The sequence below is a fragment of the Pseudoduganella sp. R-34 genome, from assembly GCF_049904655.1.
Classification (GTDB): Bacteria; Pseudomonadota; Gammaproteobacteria; order Burkholderiales; family Burkholderiaceae_D; genus Rugamonas.
Genome location: NZ_CP184572.1, coordinates 6,250,384 through 6,272,085 on the forward strand (window position 1 = coordinate 6,250,384; position 21,702 = coordinate 6,272,085).

Sequence of the window (21,702 nt, forward strand, 5' to 3'; positions counted from 1 at the left end):
TGCATTAAAATCGTGGTTTTTGATCTCGCGGAGTGTTATAAAATGAGCAACGCCACCCAGCCAGTAGAACTCGATGGCAAAGACTTGCCGGCCTACTGCCCGAATCCAGCCATGCCGCTGTGGTCTTCACACCCGCGCGTGTTCCTGGACTTCAAACATGGCGAAGCAAAATGCCCGTACTGCGGCACCCAGTACAAGCTGAAACCAGGCGCCGACGCCGGCCACCATTAATCACCCTTCCCCGGAGCCCGGATGGCAGCGCGTAAACACCAGAATGGCAGTGCGGCAGAAGTCGAAGCGGCCTTTTACGATGCCTTGAACCGGGCCGACCTGGAAGCCTTGATGGCGCTGTGGGCGGACGATGAGGAAATCGTCTGCATCCATCCCGGCGGCCCGCGCCTGATCGGGCACCGCGCCATCCGCGATTCCTGGAGTGCACTGTTGGAACATGGCGGGTTGCAAATTCGCCCATCCCAGCTGCATGAGACACACAACCTGATGAGTTCGGTGCATACTGTGGTTGAGGGCGTCACAGCGGCAAGCGGCGAGCCGGCGCACCTGATTGCGACCAATGTGTACGTTAAGACACCGAAGGGTTGGCGCATTGTGTTGCATCATGTGTCTGTAGCGCCGGGACCTGTTCCCGTCGATCCGCGCGCTCAAATACTGCACTAAAAAAAGGGGGACCGGGCCCGCTGGGCCGGTCCCAGCCGCGCCATGAACTACATCGCCCCATTCTGGCTGCCGAGCGGCCACTTGCAGACCATTTATCCGGCTACCTGCATAGCCAAGCCCGACGTCCGTTTCCGCCGCGAACGGTGGCATACGCCGGATGCGGATTTCATCGATGTCGATTTCGTCGACGGCCAGCCGGGCAAGCCGTTCGTGGTGCTGTTCCATGGGCTGGAAGGCTCTTCCGACAGCCACTACTCGCGCGCCCTGATGGCGGAAATCACGCGCCGCGGCTGGTCGGGCGCCGTGCCGCATTTTCGCGGCTGCTCCGGCGAGCCGAACCTGGCGCCGCGCTTCTACCATTCCGGCGATTCCGGCGAACTGGACTGGATCATTCGCCGCCTGCACCCGCACGCGAGCGGCAAGTTCTACGCATGTGGCGTGTCGCTGGGCGGCAATGTGCTGCTGCGCTGGCTGGGAGAATCGCAGCACCAGGCCGAGTTTGTCGACGCGGCCTGCGCCGTCTCGGCGCCGCTCGACCTGGCGCAGGGCGGCAATGCCCTGTCGCGCGGCCTGAGCCGCCTGTACACGCGCATGTTCCTGCAAACGCTGAAACCGAAATGCGTGGCCAAGCTGCAGCAGTTCCCCGGCCTGTTCGACCTTGATGCACTGATGGCGGCGCAGGACTTGCACGCCTTCGACAACGTGGTCACGGCGCCGCTGCATGGCTACCGCGATGCGGACGACTACTGGGACCGCGCCAGCGCCAAGCATGTGCTGACCGATATCACGGTGCCGACCCTGGTGCTGAATGCGAAGAACGATCCCTTCATGCCGGGCGAATATTTGCCGCGCAAGGCTTCGCGCCAGGTGGTGCTGGATTATCCGGATGAAGGCGGCCATGTGGGCTTTGCCACCGGGCGCTTGCCGGGCAGCCTGGACTGGCTGCCGCTGCGCATGCTGAAATTCCTGACCGCCATCGAGGCCACTGAAATGGCCGAGGCTTGAACCATGGATGAAATAGTCAAACAGGCGATGGCCAAGTGGCCCAATGTGCCGCACTGCTACGGCTGGCTGGCGCTTGATGCGCGCGGCAACTGGCGCATGCGCGACGAGCGCGCGCAGCATTTCAACGAGGCAGGCGACAAGCTGACCAACCCGGCACTGGTGAGCTTCATCACACGCAATTACCAGTGCGATGAACTGGGCCGCTGGTATTTCCAGAACGGGCCGCAGCGCGTCTACCTGAACCTGGAAACCACGCCTTTCATCGCGCGCACCGATCCGCTCCACGGCTTCGTGCTGCATACCGGCGCGCCGCTGGGTGAAGTCGATGCGGCCTGGCTGACCGAGGCCGGCGAACTGCTGCTGCGCAGCGGCGACGTGCTGGCCCAGCTCGACGACCGCGATTTCGCGCAAGTGCTGCCGCAACTGGAGTTGAATGGCCGTCCGGTGGGTGACAACGCCCTGCTGGCTTGGCTGGATGCCGCGGCCAGCGATCCTGCCAGCCTGTCGCCACTCACCTTGCGTGTCGGCGAGCGCGCAGTTCCGCTGGCGGCCATCGCGCGCGACAGTGTGCCGGCCGCCTTCCACTTCCAGCGCCTGCCGCAAGCTTGACGATGCCAGGTACGAAACGTTTAAGGGCTTGCGCGACCGCAGTCACCCTGGCATTTTCAAGCGCCCAGGCTTTGGCCGAACCGGTCTCGAACTGGATCGGCGGCTCATATGTCAATGTGCGCGAGGCCGCCAACAGGAATGCGCCCGTACTCGACCATCTGGTGATCAACACGCCGGTGGCCTTGCTCGCGCAGCTGGACGAATTTTGCGAGATCTCCTGGGGCGCGCAGAAAAAGGGATACGTGGCCTGCAAGCTGCTGCGAGCGAAACCCACCTCGCTGGCGGAGGTCGTTGGCCAATCAGCTGCACGTACATTCTGGATCGAGCCTACCTTTGAGCACCTGGTTGGCGCGGCGGCGAATTTTGAGGCGGAAATGCTGCCTGAGAAGCACAAGGCGCGGGAAGAGCAATTCCTCGCCAGCGGCAGTTGGGAAAATCCACCGGCGCTGTCGCGCTACGCGATACCGGAGCTGGAAGCGATGAAGTCCATGCTCGCACAGGGCGTCATCGCGCCACGCGGACTATGGAGGCCTGCGCCAGCCTGGGAGAATTATCCTGGCCTGGCTGGCCTGGATCCGCTGAACCAATGGCTTTACCGGCAGATCAAGCTGGTAGCGGTAAAGCCTTCCTACTTCAAGTCCCTGAACGATGTTGCCAGTCCAAAGGCGACACCGGAAACGCTTAGCGCCCAGTTCTCCATTCGTTGGAAACTGAAGGTGGACAGCGCGTCGGATTGGGTCGGCGACAGCAACAGCGGCCCAATGCGTAACGGCGTGTGGGATATCGGCAAGGTGACGCAGCGCCTGGAAAAGCCCGTGTACGCTTTGGTGATCAGCGACAAGGGCGACGCCGCCAGCCTGCCAAGCGACGCAGCATTCGAGGACATTGCGAACGGAGACCAGGCGGTTTGCGCAGGAACACACCACATTCTGCCGCTGGATTCCGGGCAGCTTCCCGTATTGCGCACATTGCTGCCGCTGGACATCAGGAAAGCCCGCATCACCGCCAAGGCGCAGCTGCTATCCCCGCCGAAAACCGGGGATGGGGAGCCAATTTACCGCCGGGCGACCGCTACCTACATCGACCTGGATCGCGACGGCGTCAATGACATCGCCGTCTGGGATGCAATCAATACGCAGTTTGGCGCAGGCGATGGCCCCGAGGGCAGCGAATACCACGCGAAATTCATCTTCATCAACGTGGGCGGCGCCTGGCACCTGCTGGAAATCGACCAGGACGACCCGCCGTGCGGGTGCTGAGCGCTCAGTCCTTGTCTTTCTTCTTATCGCCCAGCATTTCCTTGCGCTTGGCTTGCAGCTCGCGTTCGCGGGCATCGATCACCGACTGGTCGTAGTAGGTCGCGTCGGGCGCCTTGCGGGCCAGCGCCAGCTGGTCCAGCGCCGCCAGCACGCCGCCCAGCAGCACGTACGATTCCGCCAGCGAGATATGCTGCAGGGCGATCTTGCCCTGCTTGGCATAGGCCTGCGCCATGTAGTCGTGCAGTTCCGGCTCGCGACGATACATCTGCAACTGATCGCGCAGGAAGCGCGTGGCCTCGTCGTATTTGCCGCCCTTGATCAGGGCGTCGGCATACTGCCATACCAGGCCGCGCGACAGCGGGTAGCGGCCCTGCGCTTGCTTCGCCTCCTCGATGGCCGCTGCAATCACTTCCGGCTTGTTCTCCTGCGCCAGCTTGATCTCCAGCGACAAATAAGCCAGCGCCGAATCGGTCGTGCCGCGCGGGATCGGCGTGCTGAACGCGCCCGCAACCGGCGGCTTGTCGATGGTGGCGCGCGCCTTGTCGAGCCATTCCTGCGCGGCAGCGAACTCGGAGCGCTTGAGCGATACCATGGCCATGCCGTACTGGCCGGCGGCCACGTTCTGGCGGCCCGGCAGCTGGATCTGGTTCCTGAATACCGCTTCCGTGTCGGACAGGCCCTTGCTGCTTTCATCCTGCAGCACCCGGGCGCGGGCGCGGATCAGGTGGAAGTCCATGCCGTCCACGCGCTGGCTGAATTTCTGCTCGCGGATGCGGGCCTGGATATCGGCGATCCGTTCGGTGGTCAGCGGGTGGGTCAGCAGCCAGGGCGGCATCAGGTCGCTATACATGCGCGTGCTGTTCTGCATGCGCTGGAAGAAGGACACCATGCCGCTGGCGTCATAGCCTGCCGCATTCATGATCTGGAAGCCGACGCGGTCCGCCTCGCGCTCCGCATCGCGGCCGAAGTTCAGCTGGCGCTGGATCGCCAGGCCCTGCCCGCCCATGAAGACGCCGATTGCCGCATCGGAACTTGACTTGGCGGCCAGCGCCGCCAGCAGCATTGCCGCCAGGGGAATCAGGGCATCGTTCTTCTGCGCCCCAAGCTGGCGCGCGATATGGCGCTGCGCCACGTGGCCGATCTCGTGCGACAGCACCGAGGCCAGCTCGGATTCGTTTTGCGCCGCCAGCAACAGCGCCGAGTGCACGCCGATATAACCGCCGGGCATGGCGAAGGCGTTCAGGTTCTTGTCGCGGATCGCGAAGAAATAGTACTCGAGGTTGGCGTCGCCGCGCGCTCCCGGGCGTGCATCCACCAGCCTGGTGCCGAAGTTATTCAGGTACTCGATGATGGGCGGATCATCCAGGTAGTCGCGCTCGAAGCGCAGGCTTTGCATGATCTCCTCGCCCAGGCGCTTCTCCATCACCGGCGACATGTCCTCGCGCGAGGCATCGCCCAGCGTGGGCAATTCCGCCTGCTGCGCCTGCCCCGCCGGAGCGGCGATCAGCAGGCCGGAAACCAGTGCCGCCAGCAAGGGACGGCGAAAATGTAGTGCATTCACAGTGCTATCATACCCGTTCAACAAGAGAGCTACGCGATGACCGAACACCTTACTCATTTTGACGCTGCCGGCCGGGCCCATATGGTCGATGTCGGCGCCAAGGCCGAAACCCACCGCATTGCCGTCGCCACCGGCAGTATCCGCATGAAGCCGGAAACGCTGGCGCTCATTCTATCGGGAACCGCCAAGAAAGGGGACGTACTCGGTATTGCCCGCATTGCCGCTATCATGGCGTCCAAGCGCACGGCCGACCTGGTCCCCCTGTGCCATCCCCTGGCCCTGACCCGCGTTGCAGTGGACTTTACCACTGATGAACCCAGCAACACCGTCCATTGCCGCGCCCAGGTCGAAACCTACGGCAAGACCGGGGTGGAAATGGAAGCGCTGACTGCGGTGCAGGTCGGCCTGCTCACCGTCTACGACATGTGCAAGGCCGTCGACCGCGGCATGGTGATGACCGATATCCGCGTCACCGAGAAAGCGGGCGGCAAGTCCGGCGACTGGAAAGCCTGATGCTGCGCCGCGCGGCCGTCGCATCATTTCTTGCCCTGCTCGCAGCATGCGAAAGCAATGAAGCCGGGCATGGCAGCCGCGCTGCGATGGCCGAGGTGGCGAACGCTGAGTGGCACCGCAAGGACCTCAACGCCCACCTGTCACGCTGGCTGGCAGTGGCGCCCACGCCTTCCGGCCTGCTGCAAGGGCAGTTCGATCGCAACTGGCAGCCGCCGAGCAAGATCAGCGGCGACCTGACCCTGCACAGCCGGCTGGTGTACACCATGCTGGTCGGCTATGAATCTACCGGCGATGCGCGCTACCTGGAAGTGGCGCGGCGCGGCACCGACTTCCTGCTGTCGTCTTTCCACGACCCGCTGCACGGAGGCTTTTTCCAGGTGCTCGATGTCGGGGGCAAGCCGGCCAGCATGAGCAAGAACACCTACGGCCACGCGTTTGCCCTGCTGGCGCTGGCACACGCTGCGAGGGTGACGGGCGAGCCGAAATACAAGTCGGCGGCGCTGGCCGCGTGGCAGGACATCCGCCGCAACTTGCGTGAACCAGGCGGTGGCTTGCGCGGTTCCGCGCCGCGCGATTTTGCGCCGAAGCAGGAAGGCAGGCACTCGCAGAATCCCCTGATGCATATGTTCGAAGCCCTGCTGGCCCTGATCGATGCGACCGGCGACCAGCAGGTGGTGGCCGATGCGCGCGAGCTGGGCGACTTCGTGCTGAACCAGCTCATGGTTGGCTTGCCCGACGGCGGCGCCTATATCCCCGAGTGGTATGACGAACAGTGGAAACCGCTCACCGACGGCGACGGCTTTACCGACCTTGGCCACCAGTTCGAATGGAGCCACCTGCTGCGCAGCGCCGAGGCGCGCGGCCTGCCGCCTATCTATTCGGGCGTGGCAGACCGCCTGCTGAAGTTCGCCGTGGCGAAAGGCTATGACGAACAGGATGGCGGCATCTTCAACCGCATGTCGCCCAGCGGGCAGGTGGACCGCAGCAAATACTGGTGGCAGCAGGCGGAAGGCATGAAGGCTTTCCTGGCCGTGGCGCAGCGGCCGGACATGGCGCGGCGCTACCATGAAACGCTGGAACTGGTGGACAAGGAAATCCTCGACCGCGAAAACGGCGGCTGGCGCTTCGGTGCGAAGGAGACTTGCAGCGGCGGTTGCAACAAGATGCAGCCCGACCCGTATCACCTGGTCGGCCTGGACTGGACTGTCCTATCGACAAAGCAATAGTTGATGCGCGGCCCTATTGTACAATGGGCAATTGCTCATAAATAGACAATAACGAAGATGGCGGGCGAAAACAAATTGCAGGAATATGCGTTTGAACAGATGAACCTGCAGGTTGGCGGGCGCATCCAGTTGATCACCCATCGCACGCTGCGGCCCATGCAGCATTTCTCGACCGTCATTGGCTGGGTGCGTGACGAGTACATGATCGTCAAGATCCCGATGGAGAACAACGGGCCGATCGCCGTTACCGAGGGCGACAAGCTGACGGTGCGGGTGTTCTCGGGCGTGAATGTCTGCTCCTTCTCGACTGTCGTGCAGCGTGTGTTCCTGCGGCCGCTGATGTATGCGCACGTGGCCTTTCCCAGCGAAATCCAGGGCACCAGCCTGCGCGCGGCAATGCGGGTGAAGGTCGAAATCCCGGCCAAGATGTCGCGCGATGACGGCCATCATGCTTCTGTCTTCCTGGTGAACCTGAGCGTGTCCGGCGCGCTGATCGAATCGGCCCAGCCTTTGAGCCGCGAGGGCGAGACGGTGCAGCTGGACTTTACCCTGCTGGCGCCGCCGGACGACCGGCAAGTGCGCATCAATACCCCGGCGCTGGTGCGCAACGCCACGGTCGCGCAGTCGCAGAAGGGAGACGGGAAGGATGTGTTCAGCTATGGCGTGCAATTCATCGGACTCGATCCGGCACACTTCACCCTGCTGCAAAACCTGACTTACGAGGCCATGCTGGCCGACCGTCAAAAAATCGTCTGACCGGTCCAGGGGACCACTTCAACTTTGAACGTCAGCTGAGGCGGAATGCCATCAGGATGCCGCTGAGGTCGAGGATCTCGCCACCCTTCAATGGGTGCGGCTGGCGCGGCATCGGGTCGCCGTTCAGCAGGGGCGATTTGTCGCCTTCCACGTGGGCGACGGAATAGCCTTCCAGGGCGCGAGTGATGACCACCACTTGCACGCCTGGCCGGCCCAGGCTGGTGACGGCCTTGGTCAGGCTCAGGGTCTTGCCGGCGTTGCTGCCGTTCAGGACTTCGATATGGGCGAGCGGCAGTTCGGCGAACTGGGTGTTCGGCGCGGCGGCCGGGGCCGATGGCGGAACCGGCATGGCCGGGATGGTCGCTGCTGCGGCGGCCAGGGGGCGGATGCCGTCGCTGACGAATTCGAGGTGGTACTTGGCCATCTTGATCACATCCTTGTTCTGCAGGAAGTGCTTGCCGATGCGGTGGCCGTTCACAAATGTACCATTTGTGCTTTGCAGGTCTTCCAGGAAGGAATCGTCCAGGATGGTGGTGACGAGGGCATGCTCACCACTGACTGCGGGGTGATTCAGGACAATGTCGTTATGCTTATGGCGGCCGACGGTCATGCGCTCCTTGGTGAGCTGCACTGTCTGCTCGATAACACCTTCTCGCATCACGAGTAGTTTTGCCAAATCGATATCCTCCGGGTAAACAAAAACGGGGAGCCGAAGCTCCCCGTTATCATACAGCTACTATTACAGCATTGCCTTCAACAGACGAGCCATTTCGGAAGGATTCTTGGTAACCTTGATGCCGCAGGCTTCCATGATTTCCAGTTTGGCTTGTGCAGTGTCGGCGCCGCCGGAGATCAGCGCGCCGGCGTGGCCCATGCGCTTGCCTGGAGGAGCGGTCACACCGGCGATGAAGCCAACCACTGGCTTCTTCATGTTGTCCTTGATCCAACGGGCTGCGTTGGCTTCGTCCGGACCGCCGATTTCGCCGATCATGATCACAGCGTCGGTGTCAGGATCGTCGTTGAACATGCGCATCACGTCGATGTGCTTCAGGCCGTTGATCGGGTCGCCGCCGATACCCACGGCGGAAGACTGGCCCAGGCCCAGTGCGGTCAGCTGGCCGACTGCTTCATAGGTCAGGGTGCCGGAGCGCGAAACCACGCCGATACGGCCTTTCTTGTGGATGTGGCCAGGCATGATGCCGATCTTGATTTCGTCAGGGGTGATCAGGCCTGGGCAGTTAGGGCCCAACAGCAGGGTCTTGGAACCTGCTTTAGCCATGCGGTCTTTCACTTCCATCATGTCGCGGACTGGGATGCCTTCGGTAATGCAGATGGCCAGGTCCAGTTCAGCTTCTACGGCTTCCCAGATGGCAGCGGCTGCGCCTGCTGGTGGAACGTAGATCACGGAAACGGTTGCGCCGGTTTCCGAAGCTGCTTCCTTGACGGATGCGTAGATTGGGATGCCTTCGAAATCTTCGCCGGCTTTCTTAGGGTTCACGCCAGCAACGAAAGCTTCTCGGCCGTTCGCGTAGTCGCGGCACATGCGGGTGTGGAACTGGCCGGTCTTGCCGGTGATGCCCTGGGTGATGACTTTGGTGTCTTTATTGATCAGGATAGACATAGTGATTCCTTAATTATTTACCGGCAGCGGCAGCAACAACGCTCTTGGCTGCATCTTCCATGGTGTCAGCGGAGATGATTGGCAGGCCGGAGTCGGCCAGCATCTTCTTGCCCAGGTCTTCGTTGGTGCCCTTCATGCGGACGACCAGCGGTACTTGCAGGGACACGGCTTTGGATGCGGTGATCACGCCTTCGGCGATCACGTCGCAGCGCATGATGCCGCCGAAGATGTTCACCAGGATGGCTTTCAGGCCTGGGTTCTTCAGCATGATCTTGAACGCTTCGGTGACTTTCTCGGCCGTTGCGCCGCCGCCCACGTCCAGGAAGTTGGCTGGCTCGCCGCCGAACAGCTTGATGGTGTCCATGGTTGCCATGGCCAGGCCGGCGCCGTTCACCAGGCAGCCGATGTTGCCGTCCAGGGAGATGTAGGCCAGGTCGAATTTCGAAGCTTCGACTTCGGCTGGATCTTCTTCGTCCAGGTCGCGGTAAGCAACGATTTCCGGGTGGCGGAACAGGGCGTTGGAGTCGAAGTTGAACTTGGCGTCCAGGGCGATGACCTTGCCGGAACCGGTCAGGATCAGCGGGTTGATTTCAGCCAGGGAAGCATCGGTTTCCCAGTAGGCTTTGTACAGGCCTTGCAGGTTGGTCACCGCGTCGGCGATCGAGCCTTCCGGCACGCCGATCTTGGCGGCGATGCCGGCGGCTTCAGCGTCGGTCAGGCCAACGGCTGGATCGATCGCGATCGAGTGGATTTTTTCCGGGTGCGATTCAGCGACTTCTTCGATGTCCATGCCGCCTTCGGAGGAAGCCATCAGGACTACGCGCTGGGTGACGCGGTCGGTCACCAGGGAAACGTACAGTTCCTTCTTGATGTCGGCGCCTTCTTCGATCAGCAGGCGGCGGACTTTCTGGCCTTCAGGGCCGGTCTGGTGGGTCACCAGCTGCATGCCCATGATCTGGTCGGCGTACTCTTTCACCTGTTCCATGGTCTTGGCAACTTTCACGCCGCCGCCTTTACCACGGCCACCTGCATGGATCTGTGCCTTCACGACCCACACTGGGCCGCCCAGGGTTTCAGCAGCTTTCACTGCCTCTTCCACGGACATGCACGGAATACCGCGCGGTACGGTCACTCCGAACTTTCGGAGGATTTCTTTGCCTTGATACTCATGGATTTTCATGCTGGCTTTCCCTTCTTTCGAATACCTGTTTGTTGGTTAGATGTATTTTGTACAGCACCTAGGCTGCTTCCGTCTTGTTGACGTACCAGCGTGGGTAGAACTCGGCAACTGCCCCGCCATCGGTCTTGAGGGCGTGGCACTTGTCAAGTTGGAACGGTTTTTCTGTCGCAGTGCTGGAGCGCTCGTTCACTGGCCAGACATCGTTGGCAAAGGCTTGCACGGCTGCCGTCGGCAGCACCAGGGCCAATTCTGTCAGGTGGGTACAGCCTTGTACGCCGGCCAGCCTTTCCTTGACTGCATGGCGAAAACCCTTCATCAGGTTCAGGCCGATCAAGGCTTTGTAGGCGGGGCCGATCGTGTTGCAATGGCCAGGATAGGGAACAGCGTCCGAACTTGCTTCGGCATCGACGATGGTCAGCTGCTTATCGACGGTCACGCGCAGCCACAGGTCGTGCAGGGCTTCGTTGCCCTTGCGCGGGCCCGATGCCAGCATGGTGTCGAAGGATTTGATGTCCGTGATATGGGCGTCAAGATCCCACAGGCCATCCTCGCGTGAATACGCCTGGATGTCTATGGCGCGCGTGTGCCGCAGCGCTCGTCGGGAGACAGGATTTGACAAGGACATAAGACCGATGCCACTCAAAAGTGGCCAAAATTATAAGCAGCTAATCAGTACGCCGCAGCTTCTACGGACAACCACCGCACCCGCGGTGCTGCATAAAACTCTCGAAGTGTAGCATACCTTCCGAGGCCAATTTAAAAGTCCTCGTCGGGCATGGTGCCCTTCATGGCGGTGCGGATGGCCTTTTGTGAGAAGCCGCGCGACATGAGGAAGCGCAATTGCTTCTGTCGGCCTTCGGGATCTTCGGCCACTTCGCCGAATTTGCGGCGCCAGACTTCGCAGCAGCGCTCGACTTCGTCTTCTTTCAGGCTTTCCTTGACTTCGGCCAGCATGTCGCCGCCGATGCCGTGGTGCTGCAGCTCGGCCACGATGCGGCTGTTGCCGTAGCGGGCGGCGCGGCGGTGCACCAGGTTTTCGGAGAAGCGCTCTTCCGAGAGCCATTTGTTTTGCTCGAGGAAATTCAGGAGGGCTTCGACGTCGTCGCCCTCTTCCGCGTGGCGCTGCAGCTTGCGGGCGAGCTCGAGGCGGCTGTGCTCGCGCTGGCTGAGCAGGCGCAGGGCACGGGCTTTTAGGGTGGGTTTGGGGAGGGGCATCTGTTAAACCGGTAAACCGATGTCTGACCCGCAGGGTCAGACACCTTCTGATCTACGGCCTGTGGCTCCGGCATACCAGTGTCTGACCCTGCGGGTCAGACGGGACGGCCATCCGGCTGCCTTACCGGTTTTAGTCGACCGCGCGCAGCTTCGGCGCTTCTTCGCCATCATCGGAAACGGCCGGCAGCTCACGCACGCCCAGCGCCGCACGTACCTTGTTCTCGATTTCACGCGCCAGTGCCGGACGCTCCTTGAGGAAGGAACGGGCATTGTCCTTGCCCTGGCCGATACGCTCGCCGCCGTAGCTGTACCAGGAACCCGACTTCTCGACGATCTTGGCTTCCACGCCCAGGTCGATGATTTCGCCTTCGCGCGAGGTGCCTTCGCCATACAGGATGTCGAAGTGGGCTTCCTTGAACGGCGGCGCAATCTTGTTCTTGACCACCTTGACCTTGGTCTCGTTGCCGATCACCTCGTCGCCCGACTTGATCGAGCCGGTACGGCGGATGTCGAGGCGCACGGAAGCGTAAAACTTCAGGGCATTGCCGCCGGTGGTGGTTTCCGGCGAGCCGAACATCACGCCGATCTTCATGCGGATCTGGTTAATGAAGATTACCAGGGTGTTGGTGCGGTTGATGGTGCCGGTCAGCTTGCGCAGCGCCTGGGACATCAGTCGCGCCTGCAGGCCCGGCAGGGAGTCGCCCATATCGCCTTCGATTTCGGCTTTCGGGGTCAGCGCGGCAACGGAGTCGACCACGATCAGGTCCACGGAACCGGAGCGCACCAGCGCATCGCAGATTTCCAGGGCTTGTTCGCCGGTGTCCGGCTGGGAGATCAGCAGCTCGTGCAGGTTGACGCCCAGTTTTTGGGCATACACCACGTCCAGCGCGTGTTCCGCGTCGATGAAGGCGCAGGTGCCGCCCATTTTCTGCATTTCAGCGATCGCTTGCAGGGTCAGGGTGGTTTTACCGGAAGATTCAGGACCGTAGATTTCCACCACGCGGCCGCGTGGCAGGCCGCCTACGCCCAGCGCGATATCCAGGCCCAGGGAGCCGGTGGAGACAGTCTGCACTTCCTCGATCGGGGCGGATGCGTCCATGCGCATCACGGAGCCTTTGCCAAACTGCTTTTCAATCTGGGCCAGTGCGGCCGCCAGGGCCTTGGCTTTTTCCGATGCAGGTACTGCGCCTTTTTTGTCGTCCATGATGATCTTTCGCGGGCTAAATGAATTGGGTCACTACGTTGTACAGGTGGTACTGTATAAAATTACAGTGCTTTTGACAAGCCCCTTTTTGCAAACTTTGCGAAAAGTCAAACGGCTGGAGTACAGTAGCCCCATGCGTATCCTATTAGCCGAAGATGACAGCGTCCTCGCGGACGGCCTGACGCGCTCGCTGCGCCAGTCCGGCTATGCGATCGACTGCGTAAAAAACGGGCAGGAGGCGGACACGGCCCTGTCCACCCAGGAATTCGACCTGCTGATCCTGGACCTGGGCCTGCCCAAGATGTCCGGGCTGGAAGTGCTGCGCCGCCTGCGCACGCGCGGCTCGCTGCTGCCGGTGCTGATCCTGACCGCCGCCGATTCGGTCGAGCAGCGGGTCAACGGCCTCGACCTGGGCGCCGACGATTACATGGCCAAGCCGTTCGCGCTGTCCGAGCTGGAAGCGCGGGTGCGCGCCCTGACCCGGCGCGGCCAGGGCGGCGGCTCCACCGTCGTCAAGCACGGCCCCCTCACCTACGACCAGGTCGGGCGCAGCGCCTATATCAACGAGCAGATGCTGGACCTGTCGGCGCGTGAACTGGGCCTGCTGGAAATCCTGCTGGCGCGCACCGGGCGCCTGGTGTCGAAAGAACAGCTGGTGGACCACCTGTGCGAATGGGGCGAAGAGGTCAGCAACAACGCCATCGAGGTGTACGTGCACCGCCTGCGCAAGAAGATTGAAGTGGGCGGCATCCGCATCGCCACCGTGCGCGGGCTCGGCTACTGCCTGGAGAAATTCAACCCGCCGCAACCGCCGGCTGCACCGTGAACGGCGAGCAGCAGGCCGCCGACTGGGACCATGCCCCGGCCGCCGAAGAGAACGAGATCCAGCACTCGCTGTTCGGCGAGATCCTCGACTGGATGCTCGCTCCCCTGCTGCTGCTGTGGCCAATGAGCATCGCCATCACCTACCTGGTGGCGAAGTCGATCGCCAACCAGCCCTTCGACCATGCGCTGGAAGACACCGTCACCGTGCTCACGCAGCAGGTGCGCGAAGTGGCCGGCGTGATTCCCCGCCTGCCCGGCCCGGCGCGCGACATCCTGCGTGCCGACGACGTGGACAATATCTATTACCAGGTCAGCAGCCCGACCGGCGCCCACGTCGACGGCGACCGCGACCTGCCGCCGCCGCCGAAGCAGGATCCCGAGCTGCAGGACATCCGCGCCGGCGCGGTCCTGTTCCGCAACTCCACCCTGCACGGCACGCCGATCCGCATCGCCTGGACCTGGGTCAACCTGGAAGAAGACAAGGCGCAGCCGCAGCGCCTGGCCCTGGTGCAAGTCGGCGAAACGCTGGAAAAGCGCGCCAAGCTGGCCAATGAAATCATCAAGGGCGTGATCCTGCCGCAGTTCATCATCCTGCCGATCGTGCTGGCCCTGGTGTGGTTTGCGCTGTCGCGCGGGCTGCTGCCGCTGCGTGAACTGCAGGAGCGCATCCGCGCCCGCCCGTCGGACGACCTGAGCCCGATCCCGCCGCGCCAGGTGCCGGAAGAAATCACGCCGCTGGTCAAGTCGCTCAATGAAATGCTGGAGCGCCTCAAACTGTCGATCGATTCGCAAAAGCGTTTCATCGCCGACGCTGCGCACCAGATGAAAACCCCGCTGGCCGGCATGCGCACCCAATCGGAACTGGCGCTGCGCCAGACCGACCAGGCCGAGGTGCACCGTTCGCTGGAACAGCTGGCCAAGTCGTCGCAGGCGGCCACCCGCCTGGTCAACCAGCTGCTGGCACTGGCACGCGCCGAGAACCAGCCGCAGGCCGGCACCGCGATGGAGCCGCTGGAGCTGGGCGAAGTGGCGCGCAGCACGGTGCACGACTGGGTGCAGGCGTCCTTCAACTACGGCATCGACCTTGGCTATGAACCGCCGACCGAGGACGTGCCGATTTCCGGCAACGCGATGATGCTGCGCGAGATGCTGTCCAACCTGATCGACAATGCCTTGCGCTACACGCCGCGCGGCAGCGCCGTCACGGTGCGCGTGCGCCGCACAGGCAGGCATGCCCTGCTCGAAGTAGAAGACAACGGCCCCGGCATCCCGGCGGCGGAACGCGGCCATGTGTTCGAGCGCTTCTACCGCATCCTGGGCAGCAATACCGAGGGCTCCGGCCTGGGCCTGCCGATCGTGCGCGAAGTGGCGCAGCAGCACGATGCGGAAGTCGACCTGTTCGCCAACCCGCGCACCACCGACCCGAAATATCCGGGCTGCCTGTTCCGCGTGACGTTCCCGCTGCGCGTGCCGGACACGCCGCCCGAAGAAGAAGAGGTACCGCATTTTGGATAAGCTCGAGCGCCACTGGCGCCGCGTACGCCGCATGACCGGCTGGCTGCTGGCCACCTGGCTGCTCACCACGTTCTGCATCATTTTCTTCGCGCGCGAATTGAGCGGGCTGTCGATCTTCGGCTGGCCGCTGTCGTTCTACCTGGCGGCGCAAGGCGCTTCGCTGATCTACCTTGCCATCATCGGCTTCTATGCCTGGCGCATGCGCGCGCTGGAGCGGCGCTATAGAAGCGAGCAGTTGCGCGAAAGCGGGGGCCAGGCATGAGGACGCCCTTCTTCCGCAAGCTGCAGCGCTACTACACGATCTTTACCGGCTGCTTCGCCATGTTCCTGCTCGCGCTGGCGATGCTGGAAAAGGAAGGCATGCCGCGCCTGTGGATCGGCTACCTGTTCATGTTCGCCACCATCATCCTGTACGCGGCGATCGGGGTGATCAGCCGCACTTCCAACGTGGCGGAGTATTACGTGGCGGGAAGGCGAGTGCCCTCGCTGTTCAACGGCATGGCCACGGCGGCCGACTGGATTTCGGCCGCGTCCTTCATTTCGCTGGCCGGTGGCCTGTACCTGCACGGCTTCGACGGCCTGGCCTACATCATGGGCTGGACCGGCGGCTACTGCCTGGTGGCGCTGCTGATCGGGCCCTACCTGCGCAAGTTCGGCCAGTACACGATCCCCGACTTTTTCGCGGCGCGCTACGGCGGCGGCTACAACGGCCGCGCCGTGCGGCTGATGGCTGTCGGCGCCACCATCATCGTTTCCTTCACCTACGTGGTGGCGCAGATCTACGCTGTGGGACTGATCGCTTCGCGCTTTACCGGCGTCGATTTCTCGGTCGGCATCTTCCTCGGCCTGGCGTCGATCCTGGTGTGCTCCTTCCTGGGCGGCATGCGGGCCATTACCTGGACGCAGGTGGCGCAGTACATCATCATCCTGGTGGCCTTCCTGATGCCGGCCATGTGGCTGGCGGTCAAGCACGGCGGCAATCCGGTACCGCAGGTCGCCTACGGCAAGCTGCTGCCCAAGCTCAGCGCACGCGAGACACAGCTGGCGCGCGACGAGAAAGAGGCCGAGGTGCGCGAAGTGTTCCTGCAGCGCGCCGACGATTTCGGCGTGCGGCTGCACGGCTTGCCCGCCTCTTGGGATTCGGGCCGGCTCGAGGCGCAGCACAACCTGGACATGGTCAAGCAGCGCAATGGCTCGCTGCTGGAAATCCGCGCTGCAGAACGGGCACTGGCCAACTATCCGAAAACCGTGGAAGACGCGGCCGTCGTGTGGACCGCGCAGCGTAACTACAACCTGGCGCGCGGACGCGAACTGGTGAAGCACGCCGAGCCTTTTCCCGGCGCCGACCGCGAGCAGTCGGACCAGAAGCGCAACAACTTCCTGGCGCTGGTGTTCTGCCTGATGGTGGGCACGGCGGCCCTGCCGCATATCCTGATGCGCTCCTACACCACGCCTTCGGTGCAGGCGACGCGGGTGTCGGTGTTCTGGACCCTGTTCTTCATCCTGCTGGTGTACCTGACCATCCCGGCGCTGGCGGTGCTGGTCAAGTACGACATCTACAGCTCGCTGGTGGGCAGCGACTTCGCCCACCTGCCGACCTGGGTCTCCTACTGGGCCAATGTGGACAAGACCAGCCCGCTGCTGTCGATCAGCGACATCAACCTGGACGGCATTGTGCAGCTGGCGGAAATCCAGATCGACAGCGACGTGCTGGTGCTGGCCACGCCCGAGATTGCCGGCTTGCCGTATGTGGTGTCGGGACTGGTGGCGGCAGGCGGGCTGGCGGCAGCGCTGTCGACCGCCGACGGCCTGCTGCTGGCGATCTCGAATGCGCTTTCGCATGACGTGTACTACAAGATCGTCGACCCGCAGGCATCGACCCAGAAGCGGGTGACGATTTCCAAGCTGCTGTTGCTGGCTGTGGCCTTCATTGCCGCCTATGCCGCCTCGACCAAGCCGGGCGACATCCTGTCCCTGGTGGGGGCCGCCTTCTCGCTGGCAGCATCGACGCTGTTCCCGGCCCTGGTGGCCGGCGTGTTCTGGCAGCGCGCCAACCATCAGGGCGCAATGGCCGCGATGGTGGCCGGCTTCTTCACCTGCCTGTACTACATGCTGCATGCCAACCCGGTACTGGGCGGCAGCCTCAGCGGGCAGTGGTTCGGCATTGCCGCCAATTCGGCCGGCGTGTTTGGCGTGCCGGCCGGCCTGGCAACGCTGGTGGTAGTCAGCCTGCTGACGCCGGCGCCGGATGCGCGCACCTTGTCGCTTGTGCGCCACATCCGCACGCCAGAATAAACGAATGTTACATTTGGCTAGTAGTTATGATTGCCAATAGAGTAACATTCGTTTCCTGTGAATATCCCATCGCACGCTCTGGAGATGCTGCTGCCGCAGCAGCATCCCCACTAGAAGCCTTCGCCGACAACCCCTGCATTCTTCTACAATGATCAAGTATTTCCTGGCCGGACTGGCTACCGTGGCCGGACTGGCCCAGGCTGCGCCGCCAGCCCAGCATTTCTTCGAAGCGGCGCGCTACAAGGAAGCCCGGCTCTCGCCGAGCGGCCGCTACCTGGCGCTGCGCGTCGGCAGCAACGAGACCCGCGATTCGCTGGCTGTGATCGATACCGACACTTTGCAAGTGGTGAGCACCAAACGGCTGGCCGAATACGACGTTGGCCACATCTGTTGGGTCAACGATGAGCGCCTGGTCTATACCGTCACGGACAAAGACGCGGCGCCGGGGGACCGTCGCGTTGCCCCGGGACTCTATGCCATGAGCCGCGACGGCAAGGAAACGCGCCAGCTGGCTGAACACCACGGCGGCAATCAAAGCACAGGTTCGCATATCAGGTCGCGGATGGAGCCATGGAATACTTACCTGATGGATGAGGATGGCGCCCAGGATTCCAACATCATCTACGTCGAGCGCCCGATCTGGACGGCGAAGGCCGGCTACGACATCGAGCGTACCGAACTGGTCAAGCTCGACACCGCGAGCGGCCAATCCAGCGTGCTGTCCCATCCAGGCATATCGCAGGGCTGGATGCTGGACCACAAGGGCGTGCCGACGATCATGGTGTCTTCGAAAGACGGCAATGAGACCATCAATTACCGCGACGCTGGCGGCGAATGGCGCGACGTCGCGACCCAGGCAACCTACGGCAGCAGCTCACAAGGCCTGTCGCCGATCGGTTTCTATGACGACAAGCGCCTGCTGGTCAGGACCCGCAAGAACGGCGACAAGGCCGCGCTGTACCTGATGGACCTCGGCACGGGCAAGATCGATGCCGAGCCATTGGTGGCGATGGCGGACTTCGACTTCAACGGCCGCATGGTGTATTCCCAGCAGCGCCTGGTCGGCATCCATTACCTGGCCGACGCCCGCTCCAGCGCCTGGTTCGACCCGGCGCTGCAAGCGGCGCAGAAAGAAGTGGACCGGCAATTGGCTGGCCTGGTGAACATCATCACTCCGCCGACGCACCCGGACAGCGCCTGGATGCTGGTAGCCAGCTACTCGGATCGCCAGCCGCGCTTCTATTCCCTGTACAACAGCAACACCCGTGAAGTCAAAGGCCTGGGTGGCACGCACCCGGACATCAAGGCCGCCGAAATGGGCGCCCAGGACATCGTCAAGTACCGCGCCCGCGACGGGCTGGAGATCCCGGCCTGGCTGACATTGCCGGCCAAGGGCGGCAAGAAGCTGCCGATGGTGGTGCTGGTCCATGGCGGGCCTTATGTGCGCGGCAGTGAATGGGGCTGGGATGCCGATGGGCAGTTCCTTGCCTCGCGCGGTTACGCCGTGCTCGAGCCGGAATTCCGCGGTTCCACCGGCTACGGCCTGAAGTTGTTCAATGCAGGCCGGAAGCAATGGGGCTTGAAAATGCAGGACGATATTGCCGACAGCGTCAAGTGGGCGGTGGACAAAGGCATCGCCGATCCTGGGCGCGTGTGCATCATGGGCGGCAGCTATGGCGGTTACGCCACGCTGATGGGCCTGGTCAACGATCCAGGCGTTTATCGCTGCGGCATCGCGTACGCGGCCGTCACCGACATCCCCCTGCTGTACGACAGCGGCATGGCCGTCCTGTCCGACCTGCCACCCGATTACAAGACCTACGGGGTGCCGGTGCTGGTGGGCGACCTGGAAAAAGACGCCGCGCAGTTCACTGCAACTTCGCCGCTGAAGCAGGCGGCACGCATCAAGCGCCCGCTGCTGCTGGCGCATGGCACGGATGATCGCCGCGTCCCCTTCCCGCACTACACCAAGCTGCGCAGCGCGCTGCAGGAGGCCAAGGCCGATGCCGAATTTGTTGAATACATCGGCGAAGGCCACGGCTGGAGCACGTTGAAGACCCGTCTCGACTTTTGGGGCCGGGTCGAGAAATTCCTCGACAAGCATATCGGCCAGAAATGATAGGGCAAGCCGTGGCGGACCCGGTTCGCCCGCCACGGATCAAGGGGAAAGTTACATTTGGCTAGTTTTTAAAGCTTGCCATTCCAGTAACATACATTTCCCACAACAGTATTGGCAGCAAGCATGATGATCAAGCATTTTCTTCTGTCCCTGGCCGCCGTCGGCGGCCTGGCGCACGCGGCCCCGCCGCTGCAGCAATTCTTCGAACCGGCCCAATTCAAGAACGCAGTCCTGTCGCCGAGCGGTCGCTACGTGGCACTGCGCGTCGGTAACAGCACCATGCGGGACGGCATGGTCATCATCGACAGTGAAAGCCAGGCCACAGTCGGCGGTGCTCGCCCGAGCGAATATGATATTGGCGATATCCGCTGGGTTAACGACAAGCGCTTGGTGTATAGCGTGTACAACATGAAACGCAAATCGGGCGAGGACTATTTTGCCCCCGGCCTGTACGCCGTTGACCGCGATGGCAAGAACACGCGCCAGCTGGTCTCTCACGACTGGACCTCAATCAACGACAAAATGGTCCGTGTCGAGCCGTGGAGTACCTATTTGATGAACGAAGAGGGCGCACAGGATTCGGATTTCATCTACATGCGTCGCCTCGAGTGGAAAGACCATTTCGTCGAACGCACCGACTTGGTCAAGTTGAACACTTCGACCGGGCAGGCCACCCTGGTCAATAGGCCTGCAGCTGCGAAAAGCTGGTTGCTGGACCAAAAGGGCGCCCCCAACGTCATGGTGTCCAGCAAAGAAGGCATGGAAACTGTCCACTATCACGACCCCGCCAGCGGCACATGGCGCGCCTTGGGCACCTTCCCGGCCTTCGACAGCGGTGAAGGCGGCGTTGCACCAATCGGCTTCGTCGACGAACAGCAAATGCTGGTCAAGGCCCGATTGAAAGATGACAAGGCTGCGCTGCACACCATGGACCTGAGCAACGGCAAGGTTGACCCGGCGCCGCTGGTCTCGCTGAGCGACTACGACTTCAGCGGCGAAGTGGTGTACTCGAACAAGCGCTTGCTTGGTATCCATTACCTGGCTGACGCGCGCAGCAGTCTCTGGTTCGACGCGGGCATGAAGGCGGCCCAGGCCGACGTGGACAAGAAGCTGGCAGGCACGGTGAATTTGATCACCCCGCCGGCAGCGCCGGAAGTGCCATGGCTGCTGGTTGAAAGTTATTCCGATCGCCAGCCGCGCACCTTCTCGCTATACAACAGCAAGACCGGCCAGTTGAAAGTGATTGGCGTGAGCCGGCCCGACATCAACCCAGCTGAAATGGGGCGCCAGGAACTGGTCAAGGTCAGTGCCCGCGACGGCATGCAGATCCCGGCCTGGCTGACAAAGCCGGCCAAAGGCGGCAACAAGCTGCCGATGGTAGTGCTCGTGCATTGGGGCCCGTACGTGCGCGGCAATGAATGGGGCTGGGACGCCGACGCCCAGTTCCTCGCCTCGCGCGGCTACGCCGTGCTGGAACCGGAATACCGCGGTTCGACCGGCTTCGGTTACAAGTTGTTTGCCGCGGGCCTCAAGCAATGGGGCCTGAAAATGCAAGACGATATCGCCGACAGCGTCAAGTGGGCTGTTGAAAAAGGCATTGCAGACCCTGCCCGTGTTTGCATCATGGGTAGCAGTTATGGGGGCTACGCTGCCCTAATGGGCCTGGTCAACGACCCTGGGTTGTACCGCTGCGGTATTGCCTACCAGGCTATCACCGACCTTCCGCTGATGTATGACGGCGGCATGTCCTTGCGTGGCGACCGGCAGGGCGATTACAAGACCAACGACGTGCCGATGCTGGTGGGTGACCTGAAAAAGGATGCCGCGCAGTTAGCGGCGACATCGCCCCTGAAACAGGCGGCCCGCATCAAGCGTCCGATTCTGCTGGCACATGGCACTGACGACCTCCGGGTCCCTTACGCGCACTTCAGTAAAATGCGCTGGGAACTGGACGATGCCAAGGCCAATGCCGAATACGTGAAATACGAGGGGGAAGACCACTGGTTCACCCTCAAGACCCGCCTCGACTTCTGGGGCCGGGTCGAGAAATTCCTCGACAAGCATATCGGCGCGGGGGCAAAAACGGAGTAAGCTGGCGGCTCGTCCGTCACTCACTTCGAAGGA

The 21,702-nt window shown here is 62.5% G+C and carries 21 protein-coding genes; 14 read left to right on the forward strand and 7 right to left on the reverse strand.

Going from position 1 to position 21,702, the window contains the following annotated elements; all coding sequences use genetic code 11:
• The first annotated feature begins 42 nt into the window (after nucleotides 1–42).
• The 5 genes from ACN9MW_RS28815 to ACN9MW_RS28835 are packed head-to-tail and all read left to right on the forward strand — an operon-like array spanning nucleotide 43 to nucleotide 3,548.
• On the forward strand, nucleotides 43–231 hold the full coding sequence (locus ACN9MW_RS28815; RefSeq protein WP_057263119.1) for a zinc-finger domain-containing protein: 189 nt from the start codon (nucleotides 43–45) through the stop codon (nucleotides 229–231).
• Nucleotides 232–252: 21 nt separating this feature from the next.
• Complete coding sequence (locus ACN9MW_RS28820) at nucleotides 253–675, forward strand: YybH family protein (protein ID WP_426165375.1); 423 nt, start codon at nucleotides 253–255, stop codon at nucleotides 673–675.
• A 42-nt stretch (nucleotides 676–717) separates the two neighbouring features.
• On the forward strand, nucleotides 718–1,680 hold the full coding sequence (locus ACN9MW_RS28825) for a YheT family hydrolase (protein WP_426165377.1): 963 nt from the start codon (nucleotides 718–720) through the stop codon (nucleotides 1,678–1,680).
• Between the two features lie 3 nt (nucleotides 1,681–1,683).
• A complete protein-coding gene (locus tag ACN9MW_RS28830; protein ID WP_426165379.1) occupies nucleotides 1,684–2,289 on the forward strand; it encodes a DUF2946 family protein in 606 nt (201 codons plus the stop codon).
• Between the two features lie 2 nt (nucleotides 2,290–2,291).
• Nucleotides 2,292–3,548 carry a hypothetical protein gene (locus ACN9MW_RS28835; protein WP_426165381.1) on the forward strand — a complete coding sequence of 419 codons (1,257 nt, stop codon included), beginning with the start codon at nucleotides 2,292–2,294 and terminating at the stop codon, nucleotides 3,546–3,548.
• Nucleotides 3,549–3,552: 4 nt separating this feature from the next.
• Here ACN9MW_RS28835 and ACN9MW_RS28840 read toward each other — a convergent pair whose 3' ends face one another.
• Nucleotides 3,553–5,166, reverse strand: a complete 1,614-nt coding sequence (locus tag ACN9MW_RS28840) for a M48 family metalloprotease (protein ID WP_426165383.1) — start codon at nucleotides 5,164–5,166, stop codon at nucleotides 3,553–3,555.
• On the opposite strand from ACN9MW_RS28840, the gene moaC reads away from it, so the two are divergent.
• From moaC to ACN9MW_RS28855, 3 genes are read left to right on the forward strand one after another with little or no spacing between them, the layout of a single operon-like run.
• The gene (moaC, locus tag ACN9MW_RS28845; protein ID WP_426165385.1) at nucleotides 5,146–5,622 is read left to right on the forward strand and encodes a cyclic pyranopterin monophosphate synthase MoaC; all 477 of its coding nucleotides are present in this window, start codon (nucleotides 5,146–5,148) and stop codon (nucleotides 5,620–5,622) included. The two genes, ACN9MW_RS28840 and moaC, sit on opposite strands and share 21 nt — an antisense overlap.
• Complete coding sequence (locus ACN9MW_RS28850) at nucleotides 5,622–6,848, forward strand: AGE family epimerase/isomerase (protein WP_426165387.1); 1,227 nt, start codon at nucleotides 5,622–5,624, stop codon at nucleotides 6,846–6,848. Before moaC ends, ACN9MW_RS28850 begins: the two co-directional genes overlap by 1 nt.
• A gap of 57 nt (nucleotides 6,849–6,905) precedes the next feature.
• Nucleotides 6,906–7,604 carry a flagellar brake protein gene (locus ACN9MW_RS28855; RefSeq protein ID WP_426165389.1) on the forward strand — a complete coding sequence of 233 codons (699 nt, stop codon included), beginning with the start codon at nucleotides 6,906–6,908 and terminating at the stop codon, nucleotides 7,602–7,604.
• Nucleotides 7,605–7,635: 31 nt separating this feature from the next.
• On the opposite strand, the gene ACN9MW_RS28860 is transcribed toward ACN9MW_RS28855, so the two are convergent.
• The 6 genes from ACN9MW_RS28860 to recA all read right to left on the reverse strand — a co-directional run bounded on the left by ACN9MW_RS28860 (nucleotide 7,636) and on the right by recA (nucleotide 12,824).
• Complete coding sequence (locus ACN9MW_RS28860; protein WP_426165391.1) at nucleotides 7,636–8,280, reverse strand: FHA domain-containing protein; 645 nt, start codon at nucleotides 8,278–8,280, stop codon at nucleotides 7,636–7,638.
• A gap of 63 nt (nucleotides 8,281–8,343) precedes the next feature.
• The gene (gene sucD / locus ACN9MW_RS28865) at nucleotides 8,344–9,225 is read right to left on the reverse strand and encodes a succinate--CoA ligase subunit alpha (RefSeq protein WP_155454657.1); all 882 of its coding nucleotides are present in this window, start codon (nucleotides 9,223–9,225) and stop codon (nucleotides 8,344–8,346) included.
• A 13-nt stretch (nucleotides 9,226–9,238) separates the two neighbouring features.
• Nucleotides 9,239–10,405: an ADP-forming succinate--CoA ligase subunit beta gene (sucC, locus tag ACN9MW_RS28870; RefSeq protein WP_426165393.1), complete on the reverse strand. Its 1,167-nt coding sequence runs from the start codon at nucleotides 10,403–10,405 to the stop codon at nucleotides 9,239–9,241.
• 58 nt (nucleotides 10,406–10,463) lie between these two features.
• Nucleotides 10,464–11,030 carry a DUF2889 domain-containing protein gene (locus ACN9MW_RS28875; RefSeq protein ID WP_426165395.1) on the reverse strand — a complete coding sequence of 189 codons (567 nt, stop codon included), beginning with the start codon at nucleotides 11,028–11,030 and terminating at the stop codon, nucleotides 10,464–10,466.
• A 131-nt stretch (nucleotides 11,031–11,161) separates the two neighbouring features.
• Nucleotides 11,162–11,620, reverse strand: coding sequence for a recombination regulator RecX (recX, locus tag ACN9MW_RS28880; protein WP_426165397.1), 459 nt, complete (start codon nucleotides 11,618–11,620; stop codon nucleotides 11,162–11,164).
• Between the two features lie 130 nt (nucleotides 11,621–11,750).
• Entirely contained in the window at nucleotides 11,751–12,824 is a 1,074-nt protein-coding gene (gene recA / locus ACN9MW_RS28885; protein ID WP_426165399.1) for a recombinase RecA, read from the reverse strand.
• A 133-nt stretch (nucleotides 12,825–12,957) separates the two neighbouring features.
• Here recA and ACN9MW_RS28890 point away from each other — a divergent pair, with 133 nt between their 5' ends.
• From ACN9MW_RS28890 to ACN9MW_RS28915, 6 genes are all read left to right on the forward strand, one after another.
• Nucleotides 12,958–13,650: a response regulator gene (locus tag ACN9MW_RS28890; protein ID WP_426165401.1), complete on the forward strand. Its 693-nt coding sequence runs from the start codon at nucleotides 12,958–12,960 to the stop codon at nucleotides 13,648–13,650.
• Nucleotides 13,647–15,164: a sensor histidine kinase N-terminal domain-containing protein gene (locus tag ACN9MW_RS28895; RefSeq protein ID WP_426165403.1), complete on the forward strand. Its 1,518-nt coding sequence runs from the start codon at nucleotides 13,647–13,649 to the stop codon at nucleotides 15,162–15,164. Before ACN9MW_RS28890 ends, ACN9MW_RS28895 begins: the two co-directional genes overlap by 4 nt.
• Nucleotides 15,157–15,426, forward strand: a complete 270-nt coding sequence (locus tag ACN9MW_RS28900) for a DUF4212 domain-containing protein (protein ID WP_426165405.1) — start codon at nucleotides 15,157–15,159, stop codon at nucleotides 15,424–15,426. Before ACN9MW_RS28895 ends, ACN9MW_RS28900 begins: the two co-directional genes overlap by 8 nt.
• Nucleotides 15,423–17,459: a sodium:solute symporter family protein gene (locus tag ACN9MW_RS28905; RefSeq protein ID WP_426165407.1), complete on the forward strand. Its 2,037-nt coding sequence runs from the start codon at nucleotides 15,423–15,425 to the stop codon at nucleotides 17,457–17,459. Before ACN9MW_RS28900 ends, ACN9MW_RS28905 begins: the two co-directional genes overlap by 4 nt.
• Before the next feature lie 148 nt (nucleotides 17,460–17,607).
• The gene (locus tag ACN9MW_RS28910; protein ID WP_426165409.1) at nucleotides 17,608–19,578 is read left to right on the forward strand and encodes an alpha/beta hydrolase family protein; all 1,971 of its coding nucleotides are present in this window, start codon (nucleotides 17,608–17,610) and stop codon (nucleotides 19,576–19,578) included.
• A gap of 123 nt (nucleotides 19,579–19,701) precedes the next feature.
• Nucleotides 19,702–21,669 (forward strand): alpha/beta hydrolase family protein, encoded by a 1,968-nt coding sequence (locus ACN9MW_RS28915; RefSeq protein ID WP_426165411.1) that lies wholly within the window; start codon nucleotides 19,702–19,704, stop codon nucleotides 21,667–21,669.
• The last annotated feature ends 33 nt before the right edge of the window (nucleotides 21,670–21,702 follow it).